Annotated in this window: 20 protein-coding genes; 10 read left to right on the forward strand and 10 right to left on the reverse strand. The window is 69.6% G+C overall.

Translation table 11 applies throughout. The annotated features are described in order from the left end of the window. Positions 1-7 precede the first annotated feature (7 nt). From murJ to trxA, 6 genes are all read left to right on the forward strand, one after another. Entirely contained in the window at positions 8-1,816 is a 1,809-nt protein-coding gene (gene murJ / locus ACGGCP_RS00460; RefSeq protein WP_392958985.1) for a murein biosynthesis integral membrane protein MurJ, read from the forward strand. Between the two features lie 136 nt (positions 1,817-1,952). Beyond that, positions 1,953-3,461 carry a protein kinase family protein gene (locus ACGGCP_RS00465; RefSeq protein ID WP_392958988.1) on the forward strand — a complete coding sequence of 503 codons (1,509 nt, stop codon included), beginning with the start codon at positions 1,953-1,955 and terminating at the stop codon, positions 3,459-3,461. Between the two features lie 8 nt (positions 3,462-3,469). Further along, positions 3,470-4,207: an RNA polymerase sigma factor SigM gene (gene sigM / locus ACGGCP_RS00470; protein ID WP_392958991.1), complete on the forward strand. Its 738-nt coding sequence runs from the start codon at positions 3,470-3,472 to the stop codon at positions 4,205-4,207. Further along, positions 4,204-4,986, forward strand: coding sequence for a hypothetical protein (locus ACGGCP_RS00475; protein ID WP_392958994.1), 783 nt, complete (start codon positions 4,204-4,206; stop codon positions 4,984-4,986). The genes sigM and ACGGCP_RS00475 overlap by 4 nt, the downstream gene beginning before the upstream one ends. Before the next feature lie 174 nt (positions 4,987-5,160). After that, positions 5,161-6,093, forward strand: coding sequence for a thioredoxin-disulfide reductase (gene trxB, locus ACGGCP_RS00480; RefSeq protein ID WP_392958996.1), 933 nt, complete (start codon positions 5,161-5,163; stop codon positions 6,091-6,093). A gap of 33 nt (positions 6,094-6,126) precedes the next feature. Then, entirely contained in the window at positions 6,127-6,444 is a 318-nt protein-coding gene (trxA, locus tag ACGGCP_RS00485; protein ID WP_205324616.1) for a thioredoxin, read from the forward strand. A 151-nt stretch (positions 6,445-6,595) separates the two neighbouring features. Here trxA and ACGGCP_RS00490 read toward each other — a convergent pair whose 3' ends face one another. Next, positions 6,596-7,297 carry a GNAT family N-acetyltransferase gene (locus ACGGCP_RS00490; protein WP_392959000.1) on the reverse strand — a complete coding sequence of 234 codons (702 nt, stop codon included), beginning with the start codon at positions 7,295-7,297 and terminating at the stop codon, positions 6,596-6,598. Between the two features lie 270 nt (positions 7,298-7,567). Here ACGGCP_RS00490 and ACGGCP_RS00495 point away from each other — a divergent pair, with 270 nt between their 5' ends. Both ACGGCP_RS00495 and ACGGCP_RS00500 read left to right on the forward strand, forming a co-directional pair. Beyond that, complete coding sequence (locus ACGGCP_RS00495) at positions 7,568-8,815, forward strand: PLP-dependent aminotransferase family protein (RefSeq protein WP_392959003.1); 1,248 nt, start codon at positions 7,568-7,570, stop codon at positions 8,813-8,815. Further along, the gene (locus tag ACGGCP_RS00500; protein WP_392959006.1) at positions 8,812-9,774 is read left to right on the forward strand and encodes a D-alanine--D-alanine ligase; all 963 of its coding nucleotides are present in this window, start codon (positions 8,812-8,814) and stop codon (positions 9,772-9,774) included. The genes ACGGCP_RS00495 and ACGGCP_RS00500 overlap by 4 nt, the downstream gene beginning before the upstream one ends. Before the next feature lie 98 nt (positions 9,775-9,872). On the opposite strand, the gene ACGGCP_RS00505 is transcribed toward ACGGCP_RS00500, so the two are convergent. Continuing rightward, the gene (locus tag ACGGCP_RS00505; protein ID WP_392959009.1) at positions 9,873-10,490 is read right to left on the reverse strand and encodes a hypothetical protein; all 618 of its coding nucleotides are present in this window, start codon (positions 10,488-10,490) and stop codon (positions 9,873-9,875) included. 233 nt (positions 10,491-10,723) lie between these two features. On the opposite strand from ACGGCP_RS00505, the gene ACGGCP_RS00510 reads away from it, so the two are divergent. Next, on the forward strand, positions 10,724-11,299 hold the full coding sequence (locus ACGGCP_RS00510) for a GNAT family N-acetyltransferase (protein ID WP_392959012.1): 576 nt from the start codon (positions 10,724-10,726) through the stop codon (positions 11,297-11,299). A 77-nt stretch (positions 11,300-11,376) separates the two neighbouring features. Here the strand turns inward: ACGGCP_RS00510 and ACGGCP_RS00515 are convergent, their stop codons facing one another. The 8 genes from ACGGCP_RS00515 to rpmH all read right to left on the reverse strand — a co-directional run bounded on the left by ACGGCP_RS00515 (position 11,377) and on the right by rpmH (position 17,299). Then, the gene (locus ACGGCP_RS00515) at positions 11,377-12,225 is read right to left on the reverse strand and encodes a ParB/RepB/Spo0J family partition protein (RefSeq protein ID WP_392959013.1); all 849 of its coding nucleotides are present in this window, start codon (positions 12,223-12,225) and stop codon (positions 11,377-11,379) included. Positions 12,226-12,462: 237 nt separating this feature from the next. Next, positions 12,463-13,380 (reverse strand): ParA family protein, encoded by a 918-nt coding sequence (locus ACGGCP_RS00520; RefSeq protein WP_392959016.1) that lies wholly within the window; start codon positions 13,378-13,380, stop codon positions 12,463-12,465. Positions 13,381-13,964: 584 nt separating this feature from the next. Beyond that, the gene (rsmG, locus tag ACGGCP_RS00525) at positions 13,965-14,585 is read right to left on the reverse strand and encodes a 16S rRNA (guanine(527)-N(7))-methyltransferase RsmG (protein WP_392959019.1); all 621 of its coding nucleotides are present in this window, start codon (positions 14,583-14,585) and stop codon (positions 13,965-13,967) included. A gap of 76 nt (positions 14,586-14,661) precedes the next feature. Further along, entirely contained in the window at positions 14,662-15,156 is a 495-nt protein-coding gene (locus tag ACGGCP_RS00530) for a R3H domain-containing nucleic acid-binding protein (protein ID WP_208497734.1), read from the reverse strand. A 90-nt stretch (positions 15,157-15,246) separates the two neighbouring features. Next, positions 15,247-16,353, reverse strand: coding sequence for a membrane protein insertase YidC (gene yidC / locus ACGGCP_RS00535; protein WP_392959023.1), 1,107 nt, complete (start codon positions 16,351-16,353; stop codon positions 15,247-15,249). Continuing rightward, positions 16,350-16,604 carry a membrane protein insertion efficiency factor YidD gene (gene yidD / locus ACGGCP_RS00540; RefSeq protein WP_392960399.1) on the reverse strand — a complete coding sequence of 85 codons (255 nt, stop codon included), beginning with the start codon at positions 16,602-16,604 and terminating at the stop codon, positions 16,350-16,352. Before yidD ends, yidC begins: the two co-directional genes overlap by 4 nt. Before the next feature lie 80 nt (positions 16,605-16,684). Continuing rightward, positions 16,685-17,104 (reverse strand): ribonuclease P protein component, encoded by a 420-nt coding sequence (gene rnpA, locus ACGGCP_RS00545; protein WP_392959025.1) that lies wholly within the window; start codon positions 17,102-17,104, stop codon positions 16,685-16,687. A gap of 57 nt (positions 17,105-17,161) precedes the next feature. Continuing rightward, positions 17,162-17,299, reverse strand: coding sequence for a 50S ribosomal protein L34 (gene rpmH, locus ACGGCP_RS00550; protein WP_106362847.1), 138 nt, complete (start codon positions 17,297-17,299; stop codon positions 17,162-17,164). Positions 17,300-17,885: 586 nt separating this feature from the next. Between rpmH and dnaA the strand changes: the two genes are divergently transcribed. After that, the gene (dnaA, locus tag ACGGCP_RS00555; RefSeq protein ID WP_392959029.1) at positions 17,886-19,751 is read left to right on the forward strand and encodes a chromosomal replication initiator protein DnaA; all 1,866 of its coding nucleotides are present in this window, start codon (positions 17,886-17,888) and stop codon (positions 19,749-19,751) included. The last annotated feature ends 91 nt before the right edge of the window (positions 19,752-19,842 follow it).

A 19,842-nucleotide genomic window follows, 5' to 3' on the forward strand; every position in this document is an offset into this window, starting at 1 on the left:
TGCGAGAATGGCCGACCCCCACGCGAGACCGGGCCCCGGGCATTCACCGTCCGGGCCCGGCCGAGGACCCTACGGAACCCCTCCTCCGAACGCGTACCCCCCGCCCGGCCCCCAGACCGGCAACGGCTACGCCCCCCTCGGCGCGCCCGCCCCCGCCCCGGCCCCCCAGCCGCAGGGCAAGAACGTCGTCCGCTCCAGCCTCCTCATGGGCGCGGGCTCCCTCGTCTCCCGCGTCACCGGCTTCGGCCGCACCGTCGTCATCTCCGCCGCGATCGGAGCCGGACTCCTCGGCAACTCGTACACGACCGCGCAGTACTTCCCGCAGATGATCTACGAACTCGTCCTCGGCGGCGTCTTCGCGAGCATCATCATGCCCCTGTTCGTCAAGGCCCACAAGAACGACCCGGACGGCGGCGACGCCTTCGCCCAGCGCCTCCTCACCCTCGCGACCCTCGTCCTCGGCGCGGCCGCGGTCGTCGTCACCCTCTGCGCGCCGATCATCGCCCGGTTCATGTCCAGCCCCGAGCAGTACGACCTCGTCACCGAGTTCTCCTACTACATGCTCCCGGCCCTGCTCCTGTACGGCCTCTTCGCGGTCCTCTCCGGCGTCCTCAACTCCCGCGAGCACTTCGGCGCCCCCATGTGGGTGCCGATCATCAACAACCTCGTCGTCATCGCCGTCGGCGCGCTCTTCTACGTGATCTACACGCGCGACGCCGTCCCGAACGCCGACGGCGACATCTTCGTCAGCGCCTCACAGGTGACGAACGGCATGATCATGCTCCTGGGCCTGGGGACGACCGCGGGCGTCGTCATCCAGGTCGTGTGCCTGGCCCCGGCGCTGCGCAAGGCCGGGTTCCACTGGCGGCTGCGGTTCGACTTCAAGGCGCTGCCGCTGCGCGAGATCCGCCGTATGGCCGCCTGGACGCTCCTGTTCGTCGCCGCCAACCAGGTCGCGGTCATGGCCGTCATCAAGGTCGCCAACGCCGCGAGCGCGGTCGACTCGGACGTGTTCGTGCCCGGTGTCACCGTGTACAACAACGCCTACCTGATGATGATGATGGCGCACGGGATCGTCGCGGTCTCCGTCATCACCGCGCTCATGCCGCGCATGACCCGCGCCGCCGACGACCGGCGCTGGCCCGAGCTCGCCGACCACCTCTCGAACGGGATCCGGCTCGCGTCCTTCCTGCTCGTGCCGATCGCCGCGGCGTTCGTCGCGCTGCACGAGCCGATCGCCCTCGCCATCTTCCAGTGGGGCGCGTATCAGCCCGCGGAGGCGATCGCGACGGGGCAGGTGCTGCTCATGGCCGGCGTCGTGCTGCTGCCGTTCTCGATCAGCCAGCTGCAGATCTACGCGTTCTACGCGCAGACGGACACCAAGGCCGTGGCGATGTTCAGCCTCCCGGTGATCGCGATCCGCATCGGCGGGTACCTCCTGGCGTTCGCGTTCCTGCCCGCCCAGTGGGTCGTGGTCGGGCTGTTCGCCTCGAACGGCGTCTCGTACCTGGTGAGCCTGCTCCTGTCGATGACCTTGCTGCGCAAGCGGATCGGTCTGCTCGGGATGCGCAAGACGCTGAACGGCCTGGTCCGCACGGGTGCGGCGGCCGTGATCGCGGGCGGGGTCGCGTACGGCGGGTGGCTGCTGTGGCCCGAACTACCGTCCGAAGGCGGCATGGCCAAACTCGGGCAATTCGGGGCCACTGTGGTGCTCGGGATCGTGCTCCTGGGCGTGTACTTCGCGGCCTGCCTGGTATTCCGCGTCACTGAGACGGCGTCGCTCCAGGCAACGGTGCGCGCAAAGCTGCGACGATGAGGCAAGTACGATCCATACGTGCACTCTGGCCGGATCCCGCAGAGCCACTTGGACCGCACCATGACCGAACCGGCCCACGAAGGCCCCGGCCGGGACCCCCTCGCGGGGTCGCATTGAGAGGGGAGGACCCCGCATCATGACCACCGCCGAAGTGCCGTCCGTGGGCGACCTGCTCGCCGAACGGTACCGCCTCGAAGAGCACGTCGGAGGCGCGAACGGGTACCGCCAGCTGTGGCGGGGCGTCGACGTCCTGCTGCACCGCTCCGTAGCGGTCGTGCTCCGCTCCCCCGGCGGCGAGGACGCCGCCCCCACCATGACCGCCGCCGTCGCCGCGTCCCGCGCGCACGTCGACTCCATGGTCGACGTGTACGACGCCGTCGACGAAGGACGCTTCGCGTACGTGGTGCGCGAATGGGTCAACGGCTCCTCTCTGCGCGGCGTGCTCGAACGCCACCACCTCGACCCGGCGCACGCGCTCGAACTGGTCGCCTCCGTCGCCGACGCGGTCGCCGCCCTCCACGAAGGCGGCGTAACCCACGCAGACCTGCACCCGGGCACGATCCTCCTCTCCGAGGACGACCGGGTCATGGTCACCGAGCCGCGCAATGAGCCAGGGAACACGCAGGTCGAGGACGTGCGCGCGCTCGGCGCGACCCTCTACGCGTGCCTGACCGGGACGTGGCCGCGCGTCGTGCCCGCCGAGAACACCGGGCTCGCCGACGCCGCGACCGACGAGTGGGGCCGCGTCCTCGACGCGGACAAGGTCGTCCCGGGCCTGCCCGCCGCGCTCGCCAAGCTCACCGCGGACCTGCTCGACCACTCGCAGACGCCGCCGTCCGCCGCGGAGCTCGCGGTGGACCTGCGCCGCCTCGCCGAGACCGGCGGCGACGAACCTGCGGCCGCCGCGGCCCCGACGTCCACGAGCGTCCTCGGCTCGATCAGCCTGGGCCGTCGCATCGGCACCTCCGCCGACGCGCCTCCGGCAGGGATGAAGCGCCTCGCGGTGGTCGCGGCCGTCATCGCCGCCGTCATCTTCGCGGGCGTGGTCACCAGCGCCGTCGTCTTCGGCGGCGAGGACGACCCCGCCGGGGCCGAGGGACAGGTCACCGGCGAGGACACCGGGTCGGACGCGACCGGGTCCGAAGAGGGCACCACCGACACCGCCGCGCCGACCGAGGTCGCGCTCACCGCCGACTCGATCCGCGTGGTCGACCCGCCGGACGGGGACCGCGACCAGGGCGAGGGCGTCGAGAACGTCATCGACGACAACGCCTCGACCGGCTGGACCACGAACACGTACTACAACGACCCGAGCTTCGGGAACCTGAAGCCGGGCATGGGCGTCCTCATCGACCTGGGCGAGGCCCGCGAGGTCGCGTCCGTGCGGGTCCAGATGACCAGCGCGGGCGCCACCGTGGGCCTGCTCGGCGGCGACGAGGACCCGGGCGACTCCAGCGACGGCGACCAGGCCATCGTGGACGGCTTCGACGTCCTGGCCGAGCCGGTCGAGGACGCCGACACGAACATCGAGCTGAAGACCGACGGCGAGGCGACCCGCTTCATCGTCGTGTGGGTGACCGAGCTGCCGCCGGTCTCCGACGGCTACAAGCTCACCATCAGCGACATCAACGTCTTCGCCCGGTAGCGCGAGCCGTGTCCGCCCCTCTCCCGCACGGCCGGGGCCCTTCCGGCCCCGGCGGCGCAGACGACCTGTCGGCCGTGGCCGACGCCGAGCTGCTGCGCCGCCACGTGGGCGGCGAGCGGGAGGCCTTCGGGGAGCTGTTCCGCCGCCACCGGGGCCGCCTGTGGGCGGTCGCGGTGCGCACGCTCGGCGACCCGGAGGACGCCGCCGAGGCGGTGCAGGACGCGATGATCAAGGCCTATCAGGGCGCGGCCGGGTTCCGGGGCGGCTCGGCGGTGACGACCTGGCTGCACCGGATCGTCGTGAACGCGTGCCTGGACCGCATCCGGGCTTCGGGGCGGCGCCCGACGGTGCCGCTCGCCGACGACGACGCCCTGTCGCTGCCGATGTCGGACGCCGCGGCCGATCCGCAGCAGGCCGCGCTCCGGTTGAGCGTGCACCGGGCGCTCGGGGAGCTGCCGTTCGACCAGCGGGCGGTGCTCGTCTACGTCGACATGCTCGGCTACCCGGTCGAGGAGGTCGCGGCGATCCTCAAGGTGCGGCCCGGGACGGTGAAGTCGCGGGCGTCGCGGGCGCGCAAGCGCCTGGCCGCGCGCCTGCCGGAGTTCGATCCGGCGCTCGACCACAGCGTCATCGGCGTGGGCGACGACACGCCGCCCGGCGCGTCCGAGGCGGGGAACCCGCCGCGCCAGCAGGGCGTCGAACCTGGAGCGACGTTCCAGACCCGTGGAGAGGAGGGGGGCCGATGAGCCCGCAGCGTCCGGACGAAGCCGAGGTCAGCCGTGCGCTCTGGCAGGCCTCCCATGGCTACGGCGACCTTCCCGAGGAGGTCGGCGACCGGCTCGACCGCGTCCTCGACGCGCTGCCGCCGGTCGGCACCCTGCACGGGAGCGAGCGCGCGTCCGCGCAGGCCCCGGCCGAGACCTGGACCGAGCGGTGGGCGGAACGCCTGCGCCCCAAGCGGGTCCGGTACGCGATCGCGAGCGCGGCCGCGGCCGTCCTGGTCACCGTCGGCGGCGTCGCCACCGCGATCCAGCTGACGAGCCCGAACGCCGGATCGGACTCCGGCGCGTCCTCCGAGGTCCTCGCCGACGGCGAGACCGACCGAGGCGGCGAGGAGGCCGCGCCCGGCAGTGTCGAGGCCTCGCCTCCCGGCGGGGAGACGCAGAACGAGTCGGGCGAGGACGAGGTCAGCGGGCTCGCCGGCATCGAGACGTTCGCCACCGGCACCGACTACGGCGCGGGCACCGACCTCGTCGCGGTCCTGCGCGAGCTCGGCGCGAACAGCACCTCCGGCGAGGTCCCGCCCGAACTGGCCGAGCTGGCCGCGGGCGGCGACTTCTGGCGCAACTGCGAGGAGGCCATCGCCGAACGGTACGAGGGCCTGCTCGTCGCGGTCGACTTCGCGCACTACGACTCGCAGCCCGCGATCATGGCGCTCATGGTCGGCGAGACCGGCGACATCGCCGTCGCGCTGACCCCCGCGTGCGCCGACGGGGTCATCGAACCGCTCGTCGAACAGCCCTGATCCGGGCCCGTTCGCGCCGGGCGGACGGGTGAGCTTGCCCACGATCGGGATATTCGCCTGTCACAAGCCCGCCACAGCACCCGGGGGCGGAATTTCGGGTCAATAAGATGGCGTTGAAGCAGTCAGTTCAGGGAGCCGTCCCTGGAGCGCCGAACCATCACAGGAGCGAACCCGGTGAGCGAAATCCGCGACGTCATCATCATCGGCTCGGGCCCCGCCGGCTACACCGCCGCGCTGTACACCGCCCGCGCCGACCTGAAGCCGCTCGTGTTCGAGGGCTTCCAGTTCGGCGGTGCGCTCATGCAGACCACCGAGGTCGAGAACTACCCGGGCTTCCCCGAGGGCATCATGGGCCCCGAGCTCATGGACCAGTGGCGCAAGCAGGCCGAGCGCTTCGGCGCCGAGCTCGTCTCGGACGACGTCACCCGCGTCGACCTGACCGGCGAGGTCAAGAAGGTCTGGGTCGGCGACGACGAGTACCAGGCCAAGGCCGTGATCCTCGCGACCGGCTCGGCGTTCCGCCCGCTCAACGTGCCCGGCGAGAACGAGCTGATGGGACGCGGCGTCTCGGCGTGCGCCACGTGCGACGGCTTCTTCTTCCGCGACCAGCACATCGCGGTGGTCGGCGGCGGCGACACGGCGATGGAGGAGGCCACGTTCCTCACCAAGTTCGCCTCGAAGGTCACCATCGTGCACCGCCGCGACGAGTTCCGCGCCTCCAAGGTGATGGCCGAGCGCGCCCTCGCGAACCCGAAGATCGAGGTCGCGTGGAACACCGCGGTCAAGGAGATCAAGGGCACCGACGGCAAGGTCTCCTCGGTCGAGCTGGTCGACACGGTCACCGGCGAGGAGCGCGAGCTGCCCGCGACGGGCCTGTTCATCGCGATCGGCCACGACCCGCGCTCGGAGCTGTTCAAGGGCCAGGTCGAGCTCGACGAGTCCGGCTACGTGAAGGTGGCCGCCCCCTCGACCCGCACGAACCTCGACGGCGTGTTCGCCGCGGGCGACCTCGTCGACCACACCTACCAGCAGGCGGTCACGGCCGCCGGCACCGGCTGCTCGGCCGCGCTCGACGCCGAGCGCTACATCGCCTCGCTCCACGACTAGTACCCGCTCGTTTAGACACACAGGAGGATGCCCATGGGCGCCATCAAAGCAGTTAACGGCCAGGCCGAGTTCCAGGCCGAGGTGCTGGAGTCCGACAAGCCGGTGCTCGTCGACTTCTGGGCCGAATGGTGCGGGCCTTGCAAGAAGGTCGCCCCGGTCCTCGAGGAGCTGGCCGCCGAGACCGACGACTTCGTGATCCGCAAGCTGGACACGGACGCGAACCCGGAGATCACCCGCGAGTACCAGGTCATGAGCGTCCCCACGATGATCCTGTTCAAGGACGGCAAGCCCGCCCAGCAGCTCATCGGCGCCCAGCCCAAGGCCGCGATCCGCAAGTTCCTGGGCCAGTAGGAACACGAACGACTCTGTCGGTCGGGGGCGGAACCGTACGGTTCCGCCCCCGACCGCTGTCGTACCCAGCCGATAACCTGGAAAATGGGGGGCCACCCAGGCGGACATTTCGGGAATATCCCGTTTCACCTTTGGCCGCTGACTCCGAACGTCAGTCGAAGACGTCGCCGCCGCGCTGCGTCCCGGGCCGGTCGATGCGGGAGCGCCCGCCCGTGGTCGTCTCGCCGAAGAACTGCTCCAGTTCGACGTCGTCGAGCTTGAACCACTCCACCGAATCGTTGAACACCGACGACTCCTCCGCCTCGACGCTTCGGTCGAGCGCCGAGCGCAGCTCCAGGCGCAGGCGCGGATAGCGCGGGTCGTGCCGCACCGTCTTGAACCCCACCGAGCGGTAGAAGTCGGCCGGGACCAGGCACGCGCGCGCCTCGCCCTTCGCGTCGCCGAACGTCTCGATCGCGTAGATCCCCCGCCGCGCCACGTCGGCCGCGACGGTCTGCACCAGCTGGCGGCCCAGGCCCGTGCCCGCGTACGTCGGGTTCACGTAGGCCGTCATGAGCAGCGCCGCGTCGGGCGAGACCGGCCCCGAGGGGAACTCCATCGAGCGCGGCACGAACTTCGGCGACGCGTAGGTGACGTACCCGGCCACTTCCTCGCCCTCGTAGGCGATCCGGCCGCACCCTCCCCATTCGAGCAGCGTGTGCGAGAGCCACGCCTCCTTCTCGAGGGCGGGTTCGCCCACGTCGCGGGCGGCCTCCGCGCACAGGGGTGAGAGTTCCCAGAACACGCAGGCGCGGCAACGCCCCGGAAGGTCTTCCAGGGAGTCGAGTGTGAGGTTCACCATGCGCCGATGCACCCGTCCAGACTACTGGGGCCACGCGTCCACATGACGGAAAACACGCGCGGCCTTCGCTCCTTGTGCTAGTAGAGTGGTCCGATCGCACGTCAGGGCCGGTAACCTGGGCAGAACACTTTCGGCCCGGCGGGTCAACCGCCCGTGAGGCCCAGACGTGTCAGTACGAGATCCCGCGCGAGCCGCGCCGCTCCAGCCCAGCTGGACGACACCGCCGCACCGACCCGCGACCACGGATCGCGGGCGACGAGGACCACCAGAGGAGGTCTCCGCGTGTCCGGTACAACACTCGACGATTACACCGGTCGCTACGCATCCCGGGTTCACGGGATGGCACAGTCGGAGATCCGCGCACTGTTCTCGGTCGCATCGCGCCCGGAGGTCGTCTCCCTCGCCGGAGGGAACCCGTACACCGCCGCGCTCCCCATGGACGAGCTCGGCGAGATGTTCACCCGCCTCCTCTCCCAGGTCGGCGCCGAAGCGCTCGGCTACTGCCCCGGCCAGGGCAGCGTCGCGCTCCGCGAAGCGCTCTGCGGGGTCCTGGAGCTCTCGGGCATCCGCGCCTCGGCCGACGACCTCGTCCTCACCACCGGCGCGCAGCAGGGCCTCGACCTGCTCGCCCGCACCTTCCTCGACCCGGGCGACATCGTGCTCGCCGAGGGCCCCACCTACGTCGGCGCGCTCGGCGCGTTCCAGGCCGCGCAGGCCGACGTCCGCCACCTGCCGATGGACGACGACGGGCTCATCCCCGCCGGCCTCGAGGAGGGCCTCGCCGCGCTCGAGCGCGAAGGGCGCCAGGCGAAGTTCCTGTACACGATCCCGACGTACCAGAACCCGGCCGGCGTCACCCTCACCGAGGAGCGCCGCGAGGAGATCCTCGCGATCTGCGAGCGGCACGGCCTCCTCGTCATCGAGGACGACCCGTACTCGATGATCAACTTCGAGGGCGCCCCGCCGAAGCCGCTGCGCGCCCGCGCCGAACGCGGCGTCATCTACCTCGGCACGGTCTCCAAGATCTTCGCCGCGGGCCTGCGCCTCGGCTGGGTCCTCGCGCCGCCCGCCGTCCGCGACAAGCTGCTCCTGGCCATCGAGGCGTCGATCCTGTGCCCCTCCGGGCTCACCCAGGAGGCCACGCTCCGCTTCCTCACCGAGATGGAGTGGCGCCAGCAGGTGAAGGTCTTCAACACGCTCTACCGCGACCGCCGCGACGCGCTGCTGGGCGCGCTCGGCGACTACATGCCCGAGGGCATGACGTGGACGGTGCCGGGCGGCGGCCTGTTCATCTGGGCCACGCTCCCCGAAGGGCTCGACTCGAAGGCGATGCTCCCGCGCGCGCTCCAGGAGCGCGTGGCGTATGTTCCGGGCACCGGTTTCTACGCCGACGGGAACGGCCGCAGGGAGATGCGCTTGAACTTCTCGACCCAGACCTCCGAGACCATCCGCGAAGGCGTGCGCCGCCTCGCGGGCGTCGTCGCGGGCGACATCGACCTGCGCGACACCTTCGCCGGAGGAGGGGCATGACCGAACCCGCCGCAGCCGACCTCCGCGTCCTGATCCTCGCCGGGGGCATGTCCTACGAGCACGAGATCTCGATGAAGTCGGGCCGCCGCGCCGCCGACGCCCTGCAGCGCCAGGGCATCGCGTGCGAGGTGCGCGACCTGGACGGCGAACTGCTGCCGGTCCTGCAGGAATTCCCGCCGGACGTCGTGCTGCCGCTGGTGCACGGCGCGGCCGGAGAGGGCGGCTCCCTCCAGGCGGTGCTGGAGCTCTCGGACATCCCGTTCGTGGGCACCGGCTCCATCGGCGCGCGCCGCGCCTGGAACAAGATCACCGCGAAGGACCTCATGCGCTCGGCCGGGATCCCGACTCCCGACTGGATCTCGATGCCGCGCCAGGCGTTCTCGGACTTCGGGGCGCGCAAGCTCCTCGACCGGATCGCCGCGAAGATGGGCCTGCCGCTGATGGTCAAGCCCAACTCGGGCGGCTCGGGCATGGGCGTGCACGCGGTGCACAAGGAGGACGACTTCCCGTCCGCGATGATGGGCTGCTTCTCTTACGGCGACGAGGCCCTCATCGAGACCTTCATCGACGGCCGGAGCATCGCGGTCGGCGTGATCGACCTCGGCGACGGCCCCACGGCGCTGCCGCCGGTGGAGATCGTGCCGCTGCACGGCGACTACGACTACGCGGCCCGCTACAACCCGGGGGCGACCCGCTGGACCGTCCCCGCGGCGATCGGCGAGGACGTGACCGCGCGCGTGGCCGAGCTGGCCGTCGAGGTGCACCGCACGCTCGGGCTCGGCGACATGTCCCGCATCGACATGATCGTCGACGACGCGGGCGGCGTGCAGGTCCTGGGCGCGAACGTCGCGCCCGGCACCACCGAGACCTCCTTGCTGCCCATGGGCATCAAGGCCGCCGGGCTCGACTTCGGCGAGACGCTGGCGACCATGGTCCGCCAGGCGATCGCCCGCTCCTAGGTCGCCTGACTGAACGACGCGAGGGTGTCGATGTTTCACGTGAAACATCGACACCCTCGCGTCGTTCGAGCCTTCAGGAGCCCCGGGCGTCCGACCGGTCAGTCGTCGGCGAGCCAAGCGGCGATGTACTCCAGGTTCATCTGCCACTCGTGCTCTTCGACCGGCGGCAGGATCTCATCCCACATCGTCATGAACGGCCCTCGCAGTTGGAGGTAGCCGTGCGGGCGGGCCAGGAACCACTGCTGCAGATGCGCGGTCCCGTCGCCCCAGCGGTTCACGTGGACCTGCGCGACCGACTCGAGCGACCGGATCGCCCGTTCGAGGCGCACGGTCAGCACGCCGAGTTCGGCCGCGTGCATCGTCGACAGGTCCCCCAGATCGAGGTGCGCGCGCGGCTCCAGGATCACCACCACGGGCAGCCCGCTGGGCGCAGGAGGGCTCTTGAGCCGCCACCGTTCGTTGGACCAGAGGTAGGCGGAGTCGGGCGTGTGGCAGGCGGCGCACTGCTCCTGGCGGTCGCCGCGGCGGGGCGGCTCGGCGTCCACCGGTTCCTGCAGCGGCTTGATGCGCAGGTCGCCTTCGAAGGGGAACGCGGGCCAGTCGACGAACGGGGGCAGGGTCGGGCGCACGCCGTTGGAAAGCGGAGTCGGGTGTTGTCGGCTCTGGCTCGTCAGGTCGGGCTTGGGATTCGGGCCGGGGGTACTCGCAGATGCCACCATCGAAAAATACCGCATGAATGCGAGACTGGAAACAGCCGGAATCGACCTTTTGGCAGATTTCCACGGGGTTACACGGCGTGTCGCGGCTGGACACCCGATAGTGGACTGACAGCTACATCGCGAACAGGGCAATCACCGGCAGAACGTGAATTCCCGGTCGATAGTGACGTGCGCCCATATGGCGGGAAGAGACTGTCGGCAGGGCGGGTCGGTAGGGCAAGCTGGAAGGCGTGCAAGCAACAGTTACTGATAGCTCCACGCCGGAGGCGTCGCCCGTTTCGGGCGGCGCTATCGCCGTGCTCGTGGATCCGCCGGTGACTGCCGCGCTCGTTGACGAACTCAGCCATCTCTGGGTGAGAGTGACGAACGCCGGCGGTTCCGTCGGGTTCGTCCCGCCGGTCAACATCGAAGAGGTTCGCCCTCACACCGTTTCCATTCTCGCGCGAGTGATCGACCGGACTGACACGCTGGTCGCTCTAAAGGAAGGAGCCGCCATTGTCGCTTGGTGTGTTCTCACATCAAACGACAGCCCGCCGCGCCAGGGCTGGCGGACCATCCGCCACGTCCAGGTCGACCCCGCCAGGCAAGGCGGCGGTCTCGGCGGCAAGCTCTTGGCGGCAGTCGACGAAGTCGCACGCGAACAGCTCAAGCTCGGCGCGCTGACCCTCAAGGTCCGCTCCGGCACCGGCGCCGACGCGTTCTACCGGCGGCATGGATTCAGTGAGGTCGGCCGTCTGCCGCGCGCGGTGCGCATGGCCGACGACGACTACAGGGACGACATCATCATGTGGCGGGAGCTCTCATAAGGGGAGCGATCGAACGAAAGCAGCCGGGGCGATGTTTCACGTGAAACATCGCCCCGGCTTTTCGCTGTCCTTCGGACCTACTCCACACCGATCTGCTCGACGATGCGGTCGAGGTCGGCGAGCGAGCCGAACTCGATCGTGATCTTGCCCTTCTTGCGGCCCCAGGCGATCGACACCTGCGTCTCGAAGTGGTCCGAGAGGCGCTCCTTCAGCTCCTCCAGACCGGGGGCCTTGATGCGGTCCTTCGCGGCCCGCGTCGAGGAACTGCGCGGCTCGTCGAGTTCCGGCTTCTCCTCCAGACGGTTCGCGGTCACGAGCTCCTCGGTGCTCCGCACCGACAGGCCCTCGCTGATGATCCGCTCCGCGATGTGCTCCTGCGAGTCCGCGCTGTCGAGACCGAGCAGCGCCCGCGCGTGCCCGGCCGTGAGCACCCCGGCGGCGACCTTCGTCTGGACCGTCGGCGGGAGGCCGAGGAGCCGGATCATGTTGGCGATCGTCGAGCGGCTGCGGCCGATCTTCTTCGCCAGCTCCTCCTGCGTCACGTTGAACTCTTCGAGGAGTTGCTGATACGCCGCGCCCTCTTCGAGCGGGTTCAGCTGCACGCGGTGGATGTTCTCCAGCAGCGCCTCGCGGAGCAGTTCCTCGTCCGCCGTGCGCCGCACGATCGCCGGGACCGACTCCCACCCGAGCGCCGTCGCCGCGCGCAGACGCCGCTCGCCCATGACGAGTTCGAAGCGGGCGCCGTCCTCGCGCGGCTCCTCGGGAGTCCGCTCGCGGACGGCGATCGGCTGGAGCATCCCGACCTCGGTGAGAGAGGTCTGGAGTTCGGCGAGGTGCTCGTCGTCGAAGAACTGGCGGGGCTGCTTCGGATTCGTGCCGATGTCCGCGATCGGGATCATCTGGAAGCTCGCGCCGGGCACGGGCACGAGGTCCGGGCCTTCCGATGTTTCACGTGAAACATCGGCTTCCGCCGGGGTCGATGTTTCACGTGAAACATCGCCCTGGTTTTCACTACGCCGTTTCGGGGCCGCCTGCCGGGGCGCCGCGACCGGAGCAGGGGCCGGTTCCGACTCCTCCTCGGTCGTCGTGGTCTCGGCCAGACCGGTCGGGATGAGCGCCCCGAGTCCGCGACCGAGCCCTCCGCGTTTCGCCGCAGCCATCGACTAGTTCCCGCCCTTCTGGTTCTTGCCGCGCCGGGAGAGCTTCGCGCCGCGGCGCGCGATCTCCTCAGCCGCTTCGAAATAGCTCGTCGCGCCCCGCGAACCGGGGTCGTACGTCATGATCGACTGCCCGTACCCGGGAGCCTCGGAGACGCGCACGGAACGCGGCACGACCGCGTCGAGCACGATCTCGCTGAAGTGCCCGCGCACCTCCTGCTCGACCTGGTCGGCCAGCTTGGTCCGCTTGTCGTACATGGTGAGCAGGATCGTCGAGACGCGCAGGCGCGCGTTCAGGTGCGCCTTGATCAGCTCGATGTTCCGTAGGAGCTGCCCGAGGCCTTCGAGCGCGTAGTACTCGCACTGGATCGGGATGAGCACCTCCTCGGCGGCCACGAGCGCGTTCACCGTGAGCAGGCCGAGGGACGGCGGGCAGTCGATGAAGATGTAGTCAAGCTCCCCGCTGAAGGAGGCGATGGCCTTCTCAAGGCGCCCTTCGCGGGCGACCACGTTGACGAGTTCGACCTCCGCGCCCGCGAGGTCGATCGTGGCCGGGACGCAGTAGAGCGACGGGATGCCGTCGACCGGCACCGCGATCTCGTCGAGCGACTGGCCTTCGACGACGCCTTCGTACACGCTCGGCGTGCCCGCGCCGTGCTCGACGCCGAGTCCGGTGGAGGCGTTCCCCTGCGGGTCGAGGTCGATGACCATCACGCGGTTTCCGTGCAGCGCCAAGGCGACCGCGAGGTTCACGGTGCTGGTGGTCTTGCCGACGCCGCCCTTCTGGTTCGCGATCGCGATGACACGGCGGCGCGGCGGGCGGGGCATCGTGACGTTGCCGGAAGGGTTGAGCACCCGCACGGCCCGCTGCGCCTCGCGCGCGAGCGGCAGATCGTCGTCAGACGGATCGGGCTGGTGCGGCACCGGCGTCTCGGTCTTGACGCGACCGTTCTTGGCCGACTCCTCCGGTGCCAGATGCCGTCCCGTCCGGCCACGTGGCGATGTGGATCTGCCCATCCCGTCCCGCTCTCCCCCGTTGTCAGTTCGCTGCGTCGGCGTGCCGCCGTCCGCACCGGACTCCATCGTCACCGATTCTGACCCACCTGGCTCGAAGCTCCGGGGTGCGCCACCCGGCGCCGGTGAAGTTTCTCGATAGCGGTGACGCCGGGTCGGGGGCGCCTCCTCGCTCACGGCCGCATCGAGGAGGTTTCTGATGCGCCGTTCGGCCGGGGTATCGCCGCCAAGGGAGTTCTGGTGTTCACGATCTTCAGAAGGAAGGGGGTCGCGCACGTTCACCGCCACAGACTACGGGCCGGATGTTTCACGTGAAACATGACCCTGCTCGGAGAAGCTTACGAGCCATACACTATCCGAACGCTGCGCAGCACGCCGAGCGCAAAGCGTAGAAACCACAACGCAAGATGCCGCGATGATCGTCTCATCGCGGCATCCGTTGCAGTACAACAGTATTCGAGGTTATGTGAAGCGAGGACCGTTGCGGGGCTGCCTTAGCGGATCCGCTCGATCTTCACTACCGTTGCGGCAATGGTGAAGTCGTCCGCCTCAGAGAGCTTGGACTCGCCGCAGCTGAGGATCTCGGCCTTGCCGCCCCCGGAGCGCTTGATGAGCCCGCCGCTCTCGGTGACCTCCAGCGAAGCGCCCTGGCCCTTGATCGCCAGCATCGCACCGCCGACCCGAGCCAGCGGCAGGCACCAGCCGACGAGCTTCGCGAGCGGCGCGACCGCCCGCGACACCACGACGTCCGCGCGGCCCTTCGGGTCGACCTCGTTGGCGCGGGCGCGCAGCACCTCGACGTTCTCGATGCCGAGCGCCTCGATCACCTCCTGCAGGAAGTCCACGCGCCGCTGCATCGGCTCCACGAGGGTCACCCACAGGTCCGGCCGCGCGATAGCGAGCGGGATGCCGGGCAGCCCGCCCCCGGAGCCCACGTCGATCACGTCGCCCTTCTCGGGGATCAGCTCCTCGACCACGGCGCTCGAGAGGACGTGCCGCCCCCACAGCCGCGGCACCTCGCGCGGGCCGATGAGGCCGCGCTCGATCCCGATGGTCGACAGCAGGCCCACGTAGGCCTCGGCCAGTGCCATCCGGTCCTCTTGCGCTCCGAACACAGAGGCCAATGTTTCACGTGAAACATTGGCCTCAGCGGGTTCGGAGCCGTTCGGCTCCTCAGTCATTCGTCTTGTCCTACTCCGGCTTCACGACGACCCGGCGGCGCGGCTCGGCGCCCTCCGACTCGCTCTGGACGCCGTCGGTGGCGTTGATGACGTCGTGGACGCACTTGCGCTCGAAGGCGCTCATCGGGTCGAGCTTGACCACTTCACCGGAGTCGATGACCTTCTGCGCGGTCTTCTCCGCCAGTTCCGCGAGCTTCTTGCGACGCCCGGCGCGGTAGCCCCCGATGTCGAGCATCAGGCGCGAGTGGTCGCCGGTCTTGCGGTACACCGCGAGACGGCAGAGCTCCTGCAGCGCCTCGAGGGTCTGGCCCTTGGGGCCGACGAGGCCGCCGAGGTCTTCACCGACGATCTCGACCTGAGGACGGTCGCCGACCACCAGTTCGTCGATGTCCCCGTCGAGGTCGAGGATGTCGAGCAGGCCTTCCATGTAGTCGGCCGCCACTTCGCTCTGCTCAAACAGGTCGTCTTCGGAGGCCACCTCGTCCTCCCGCACCGTTGCTCCCATAATTGCCAACTCGTCCTATCGCTAGTTATAAGCCTAGTTTGCACCATTGTGGCTGATCCGACGGCGCCTGCGCAGCCGCGGACCGTCCCCCTAGCCTTTTTTCTTCTTGGAGGCCTGCTGCGCGCCGCTGACCTTCTTGGCCCGTGCGATGCGTTCCGCCCGTGAGAGGTTCTTGCCCGAGCCGGGGCCGCCCTTGGCCTCGGCCTTCGGCGCGTCCGAGCCGTTCGCGTCGCTGACGTTCGCGGGCTTCTTCTGGCCGCTGCTCTTCGGCTTCGCGCCCGGCTTCGGGGCGAGCTCCTTGCGGCGCTGCTCGGCCTCGCGCTGCTCCTCGAGCATCTTCTCGTGGGCCTTCGAGCCGGGCTTCGGCGGCTTCGTCGCGGCGTTCTGCGCGGGCGGCGGGTACTTGTGCAGCACGTACTGCTGCTGTGCGAGCGAGAACAGGTTGTTCACGGTCCAGTAGATGACCACGCCGATCGGGAAGGCGCCGGCGGAGAAGATCATGATGACGGGGATGCCGTAGAGCATCACCTTCTGGATCATCCGCTGGTTCGGGTCCTCGTTCCAGCCGGTCTTCAGGATCATCTGACGCGTGGTCAGGAAGGTCGTGAGGATCATCGTCGCGCCGAGGATGCCCGCCACGAGCTTGACGTCGAGTGCCGAGGAGCCGACCTTCTCGAGCTCGGAGCCCGGGGTGAGGAAGGTGCTCCAGAACGGGGCGCCGAAGAGCTTCGCGTGGACGTAGGAGTTCCAGTCCGACAGCGGGCCCGCGTCGATGCCGCTCCAGCCGTAGGAGTCGGTGAACTTCTGCTGGGTCGGGTCGGGGCGGCGCAGCACGTGGAACAGCGCCAGGAAGACCGGCATCTGGATGAGGATGGGAAGGCAGCCCATGAGCGGGTTGGCCTTCTCCTTGCGGTACAGCTCCATCATCTCTTTCTGGAGCGTCTCGCGGTCACCCTTGTAGCGCTCCTGGAGCGCCTTGATCTCCGGGGCGAGCTTCTGCATCGCGCGCTGCGACTGGATCTGCTTCACGAAGAGCGGGAAGAGGATGATGCGCAGCGTGAGCACGACGCCGATGATGGCCAGGACCCAGGCCCAGTCGGTGTCGAGGAAGCCGTTCTCGCTGCCGAAGACGTTCACCCACAGGTCATGCCATCGCAGCAGTACCCAGGACACGCCGTCGTAGGCCCACTCCATCACTTGCGGACTCCAGTCTGCTCAGTCTTCGAATGCAAATCACGGTCGATCCGTGGGGGTACGGGGTCATGACCCCCAGGATGAAAGGGGTGGCACCGTCCCAGCCGTCGCAGGCTCAACCATATGCCACGTACGGCTCCGTGCCGGGACAGCGCCTCAAGGGTATATGCGCTGCAACTGGGGTAGAAGCGGCAGCGGGCGGGAAGCGCGGGGCTTATCCACCGACGGTACGCGATCACCGGGGCGGCGACCACTCGCACCGCGAGGCCTTCACCACCGCCGGAAGGGGTTTCGGCCGGGACCGCGACGGGGGTCGGCTCGGCCGCGGCGTGCGTCATGGCGTGCTCCGGCGGTCGCGGCCGTTCTTGCCCGTTCGGGCGGCCTGCACGGCCTCGGTGAGGTCCCGCTGCAGCTGGGTGAAGTCGCGTTCGGCGGCGCGCGGGGTGGCGCGGACGACGACCTCGGTCCCGGGCGGCCAGTGCGGGAGCTCGGCGGCGACGGCGTGGCGTAGGCGGCGCTTCACCTTGTTGCGCGCGACGGCGTTGCCGACGGCCTTGGATACGACGAAACCCGCCCGCGCCGTGCGGTTCGCATCGGCGGCGGGCGGTGTCGGCGGCTGGGCCGCTGGGTCTTCGGGCTGAGCGATCGCAGGTGCCCAGTGCACGACGACGCCGCCGCGGGCGGCGCGGCGGCCTCGCTTGAGCGCCGAACCGAAGTCCCGGCTGCTGCGAATGCGCGCGTCGGCTGGAAGCACTTGGATCACGTCCTCGTCGAGGCCCCTAAAGCCTGCAAGGGACCGGGAGGCAAGCGCTCAGACGGTCAGCTGCTTGCGACCCTTGTTGCGGCGCGCGTTGATGATGGCGCGGCCGGCACGGGTCCGCATGCGCAGCCGGAAGCCGTGGGTGCGCTTGCGACGGCGGTTGTTCGGCTGGTAGGTGCGCTTGCTCACGACGTGGTCTCCCATTACGAATAAGTTGCTGCTGCGCCAGGCCTCGGGCCCAGCCCCGGTTTCGGGGCTACGGGGACGCGGAGAACAGCCTAGCAGGGCATTCACGCAGCGCCCGCGCCGCGGACGGCGGGTGTGGCACGCCCCTCTCGTTCGAGAGGGCAACTCGCTCATGTTACTCGCCGCGTCCGGACCGTCGCCACGCCGGGGTGCCCGCTCCGGCGGGCTCCGAATGTCCTTCCGCGAACGTCCGCACCGGCGCGACCCGGGCCTGTGCAGGGGCGTCGCGGCCCTCGCGAGCTGCCTGTGGATAACTTTGCGCGACTCGCCGACGACTTCAGAATCACCCGAACGGCTTCGTCGGCCGACTCACATAAAAACGCTGGTCATGACCGTGATTCAGGAAACATTGTCACAAGGCGCGCATGTGCACAGGCCAGCTGAAGGCCTGTGGATAACCTGTGGAAAACTTGCTGGAGCGCACTGGGGATAACCGGGTGCGGCGGTGCGGATCGCCTGTATCGGAGCCTACCTGGTGCGGTCTCCGAACTTCGCGAAACGGCCCGTTCATGGACAGAAGAAGCGAGGGATGGCGAAGGTGACCGACCAAGATCTGTCGGCAGTCTGGTCGGCGGTGTCCGCCGAGCTGGCTGACGCGTCGGCGCTCACCCGCCAGCAGTCGGCGTGGATGCGGCTGTCGCAGCCGGTGCTGTCGATGCCCGGCACGTTCATCGTCGCCGCCCCCGACAAGTTCGCGCGTTCGGCCTTCGAGTCGAAGCTCCGCGTCCCGATCAGCGAGGCCCTCTCCCGGCATCTGGGCCAGCCGACGCAGATCGCGGTCACCCTGCAGGAGAAGCAGGCCGAGTCCGCGCCCGCCAGCGAAGAACCGCCTCCCGCCGTCGAGGCGCCGGTGAACGGTTCCGCTGCACCTGACGCCACGATCGTCTTCGAGCGGCCGTCCTTCGACCAGCCGCCGGTCGAAAGGCCGGTCGAGCGCCATGTGGAGGAGCCGATCGAGCCGCCCGCGCCGCGCAGGCCGCTCTCGGCGCAGAACCCGCCGAGCCTCTTCGACTCCGCTCCTTTCCCTCCGGGGGAGGGCGCCGCCTTCCGTCCCGGCGACGCCGAGGCCCCGCGCGCGCCCCAGCCCGCCGAGGCCCCCGAGCCCGAGCGCCCCGCCGCGATCCCGCACCAGCCCGCGCGTCCGTCCGAGACCGACAGCCGCTGGGACGAGCACCCGCCCGAGCCGCCCGGGGACGAGCTCGAGCGTGTCCTCTCCGAGTCGGCCGCCCGCCAGGGCAACAAGGAGCACGGCGCGATGCCGCCGGTCGCTCCCCCGCCCTCGGACGACCCGGACCCGGGCCGCCGGGGCGGGATCACGAAGGCGCACAGCACCACCGCCCCGGTGAAGGCCGTCGACGGGGTGGGACGGCTCAACCCGCGCTACAACTTCGACACCTTCGTCATCGGCTCCTCCAACCGCTTCGCGCACGCGGCGGCGTTCGCCGTGGCCGAGGCGCCCGCGAAGGCCTACAACCCGCTGTTCCTCTACGGCGGCTCCGGGCTGGGCAAGACGCACCTGCTCCACGCGGTCGGCCACTACGCGCACGACCTGGGCACGGCCCAGTCCGTCAGGTACGTGACCACTGAAGAGTTCACGAACGACTTCATCAACTCGCTCTCGGACCGGCGCCAGCAGGCCTTCCAGCGCCGCTACCGGGACGTCGACATCCTCCTCATCGACGACATCCAGTTCCTCATGGACCGCGAGCGCACGCAGGAGGAGTTCTTCCACACCTTCAACGCGCTGCACAACGCGAACAAGCAGCTGGTGATCTCCTCCGACCGCTCGCCGAAGCAGCTCCAGACCCTGGAGGACCGCCTGCGCACCCGCTTCGAGTGGGGCCTGCTCGCGGACATCCAGCCGCCGGACCTGGAGACCCGCATCGCGATCCTGCGCAAGAAGGCCGTGCAGGACGACCTGAACATCCCCACGGACGCGGTGGAGTTCATCGCGACCCAGATCCACCACTCGATCCGCGAGCTCGAGGGCGCGCTCATCCGCGTCACCGCGTACGCGAGCCTGAACCGCAAGCCGGTGGACCTCGGCCTGGCCGAGGAGGTCCTGCACGACATCATCCCCGAGAGCGGCAAGTCCACCGAGGTCACGGTCGACCAGGTCATGCAGGCCACGGCCGACTACTTCGGCGTGCAGGCGGCCGACCTCAAGGGCAACTCGCGCTCGCGGGCGCTCGTGAACGCCCGCCAGGTCGCGATGTACCTGTGCCGGGAGCTGACGGACCTGTCGCTGCCGCGCATCGGCCAGGCGTTCGGGGGCCGCGACCACACCACAGTCATGCATGCGAACAAGAAGATCCGCAAGCAGATGGCGGAGCGCCGGGCGCTCTACACGCAGATCGCCGAATTGACGAACCGTTTGAAACACACCGACGAATGAGCGGGCCTGTGGATAACTCTGTGGAAAAGCTGTGCATAACCGCGAATTTCTGTGGAAAGCCTGTGGACAGAGTGTGGAAAACACGCGGGAG

The organism is Glycomyces sp. NPDC048151 (assembly GCF_043202775.1).
Classification (GTDB): domain Bacteria; phylum Actinomycetota; class Actinomycetes; order Mycobacteriales; family Micromonosporaceae; genus Glycomyces.

Excerpts from the sequence above, each read along its gene's own strand:
- dnaA (WP_392959029.1), top strand. The coding sequence starts at position 17,886 with ATGGCGAAGGTGACCGACCAAGATCTGTCGGCAGTCTGGTCGGCGGTG.
- trxA (WP_205324616.1), top strand. The coding sequence starts at position 6,127 with ATGGGCGCCATCAAAGCAGTTAACGGCCAGGCCGAGTTCCAGGCCGAG.
- ACGGCP_RS00475 (WP_392958994.1), top strand. The coding sequence starts at position 4,204 with ATGAGCCCGCAGCGTCCGGACGAAGCCGAGGTCAGCCGTGCGCTCTGG.
- ACGGCP_RS00500 (WP_392959006.1), top strand. The coding sequence starts at position 8,812 with ATGACCGAACCCGCCGCAGCCGACCTCCGCGTCCTGATCCTCGCCGGG.
- ACGGCP_RS00465 (WP_392958988.1), top strand. The coding sequence starts at position 1,953 with ATGACCACCGCCGAAGTGCCGTCCGTGGGCGACCTGCTCGCCGAACGG.
- ACGGCP_RS00530 (WP_208497734.1), bottom strand. The coding sequence starts at position 15,156 with ATGGGAGCAACGGTGCGGGAGGACGAGGTGGCCTCCGAAGACGACCTG.
- murJ (WP_392958985.1), top strand. The coding sequence starts at position 8 with ATGGCCGACCCCCACGCGAGACCGGGCCCCGGGCATTCACCGTCCGGG.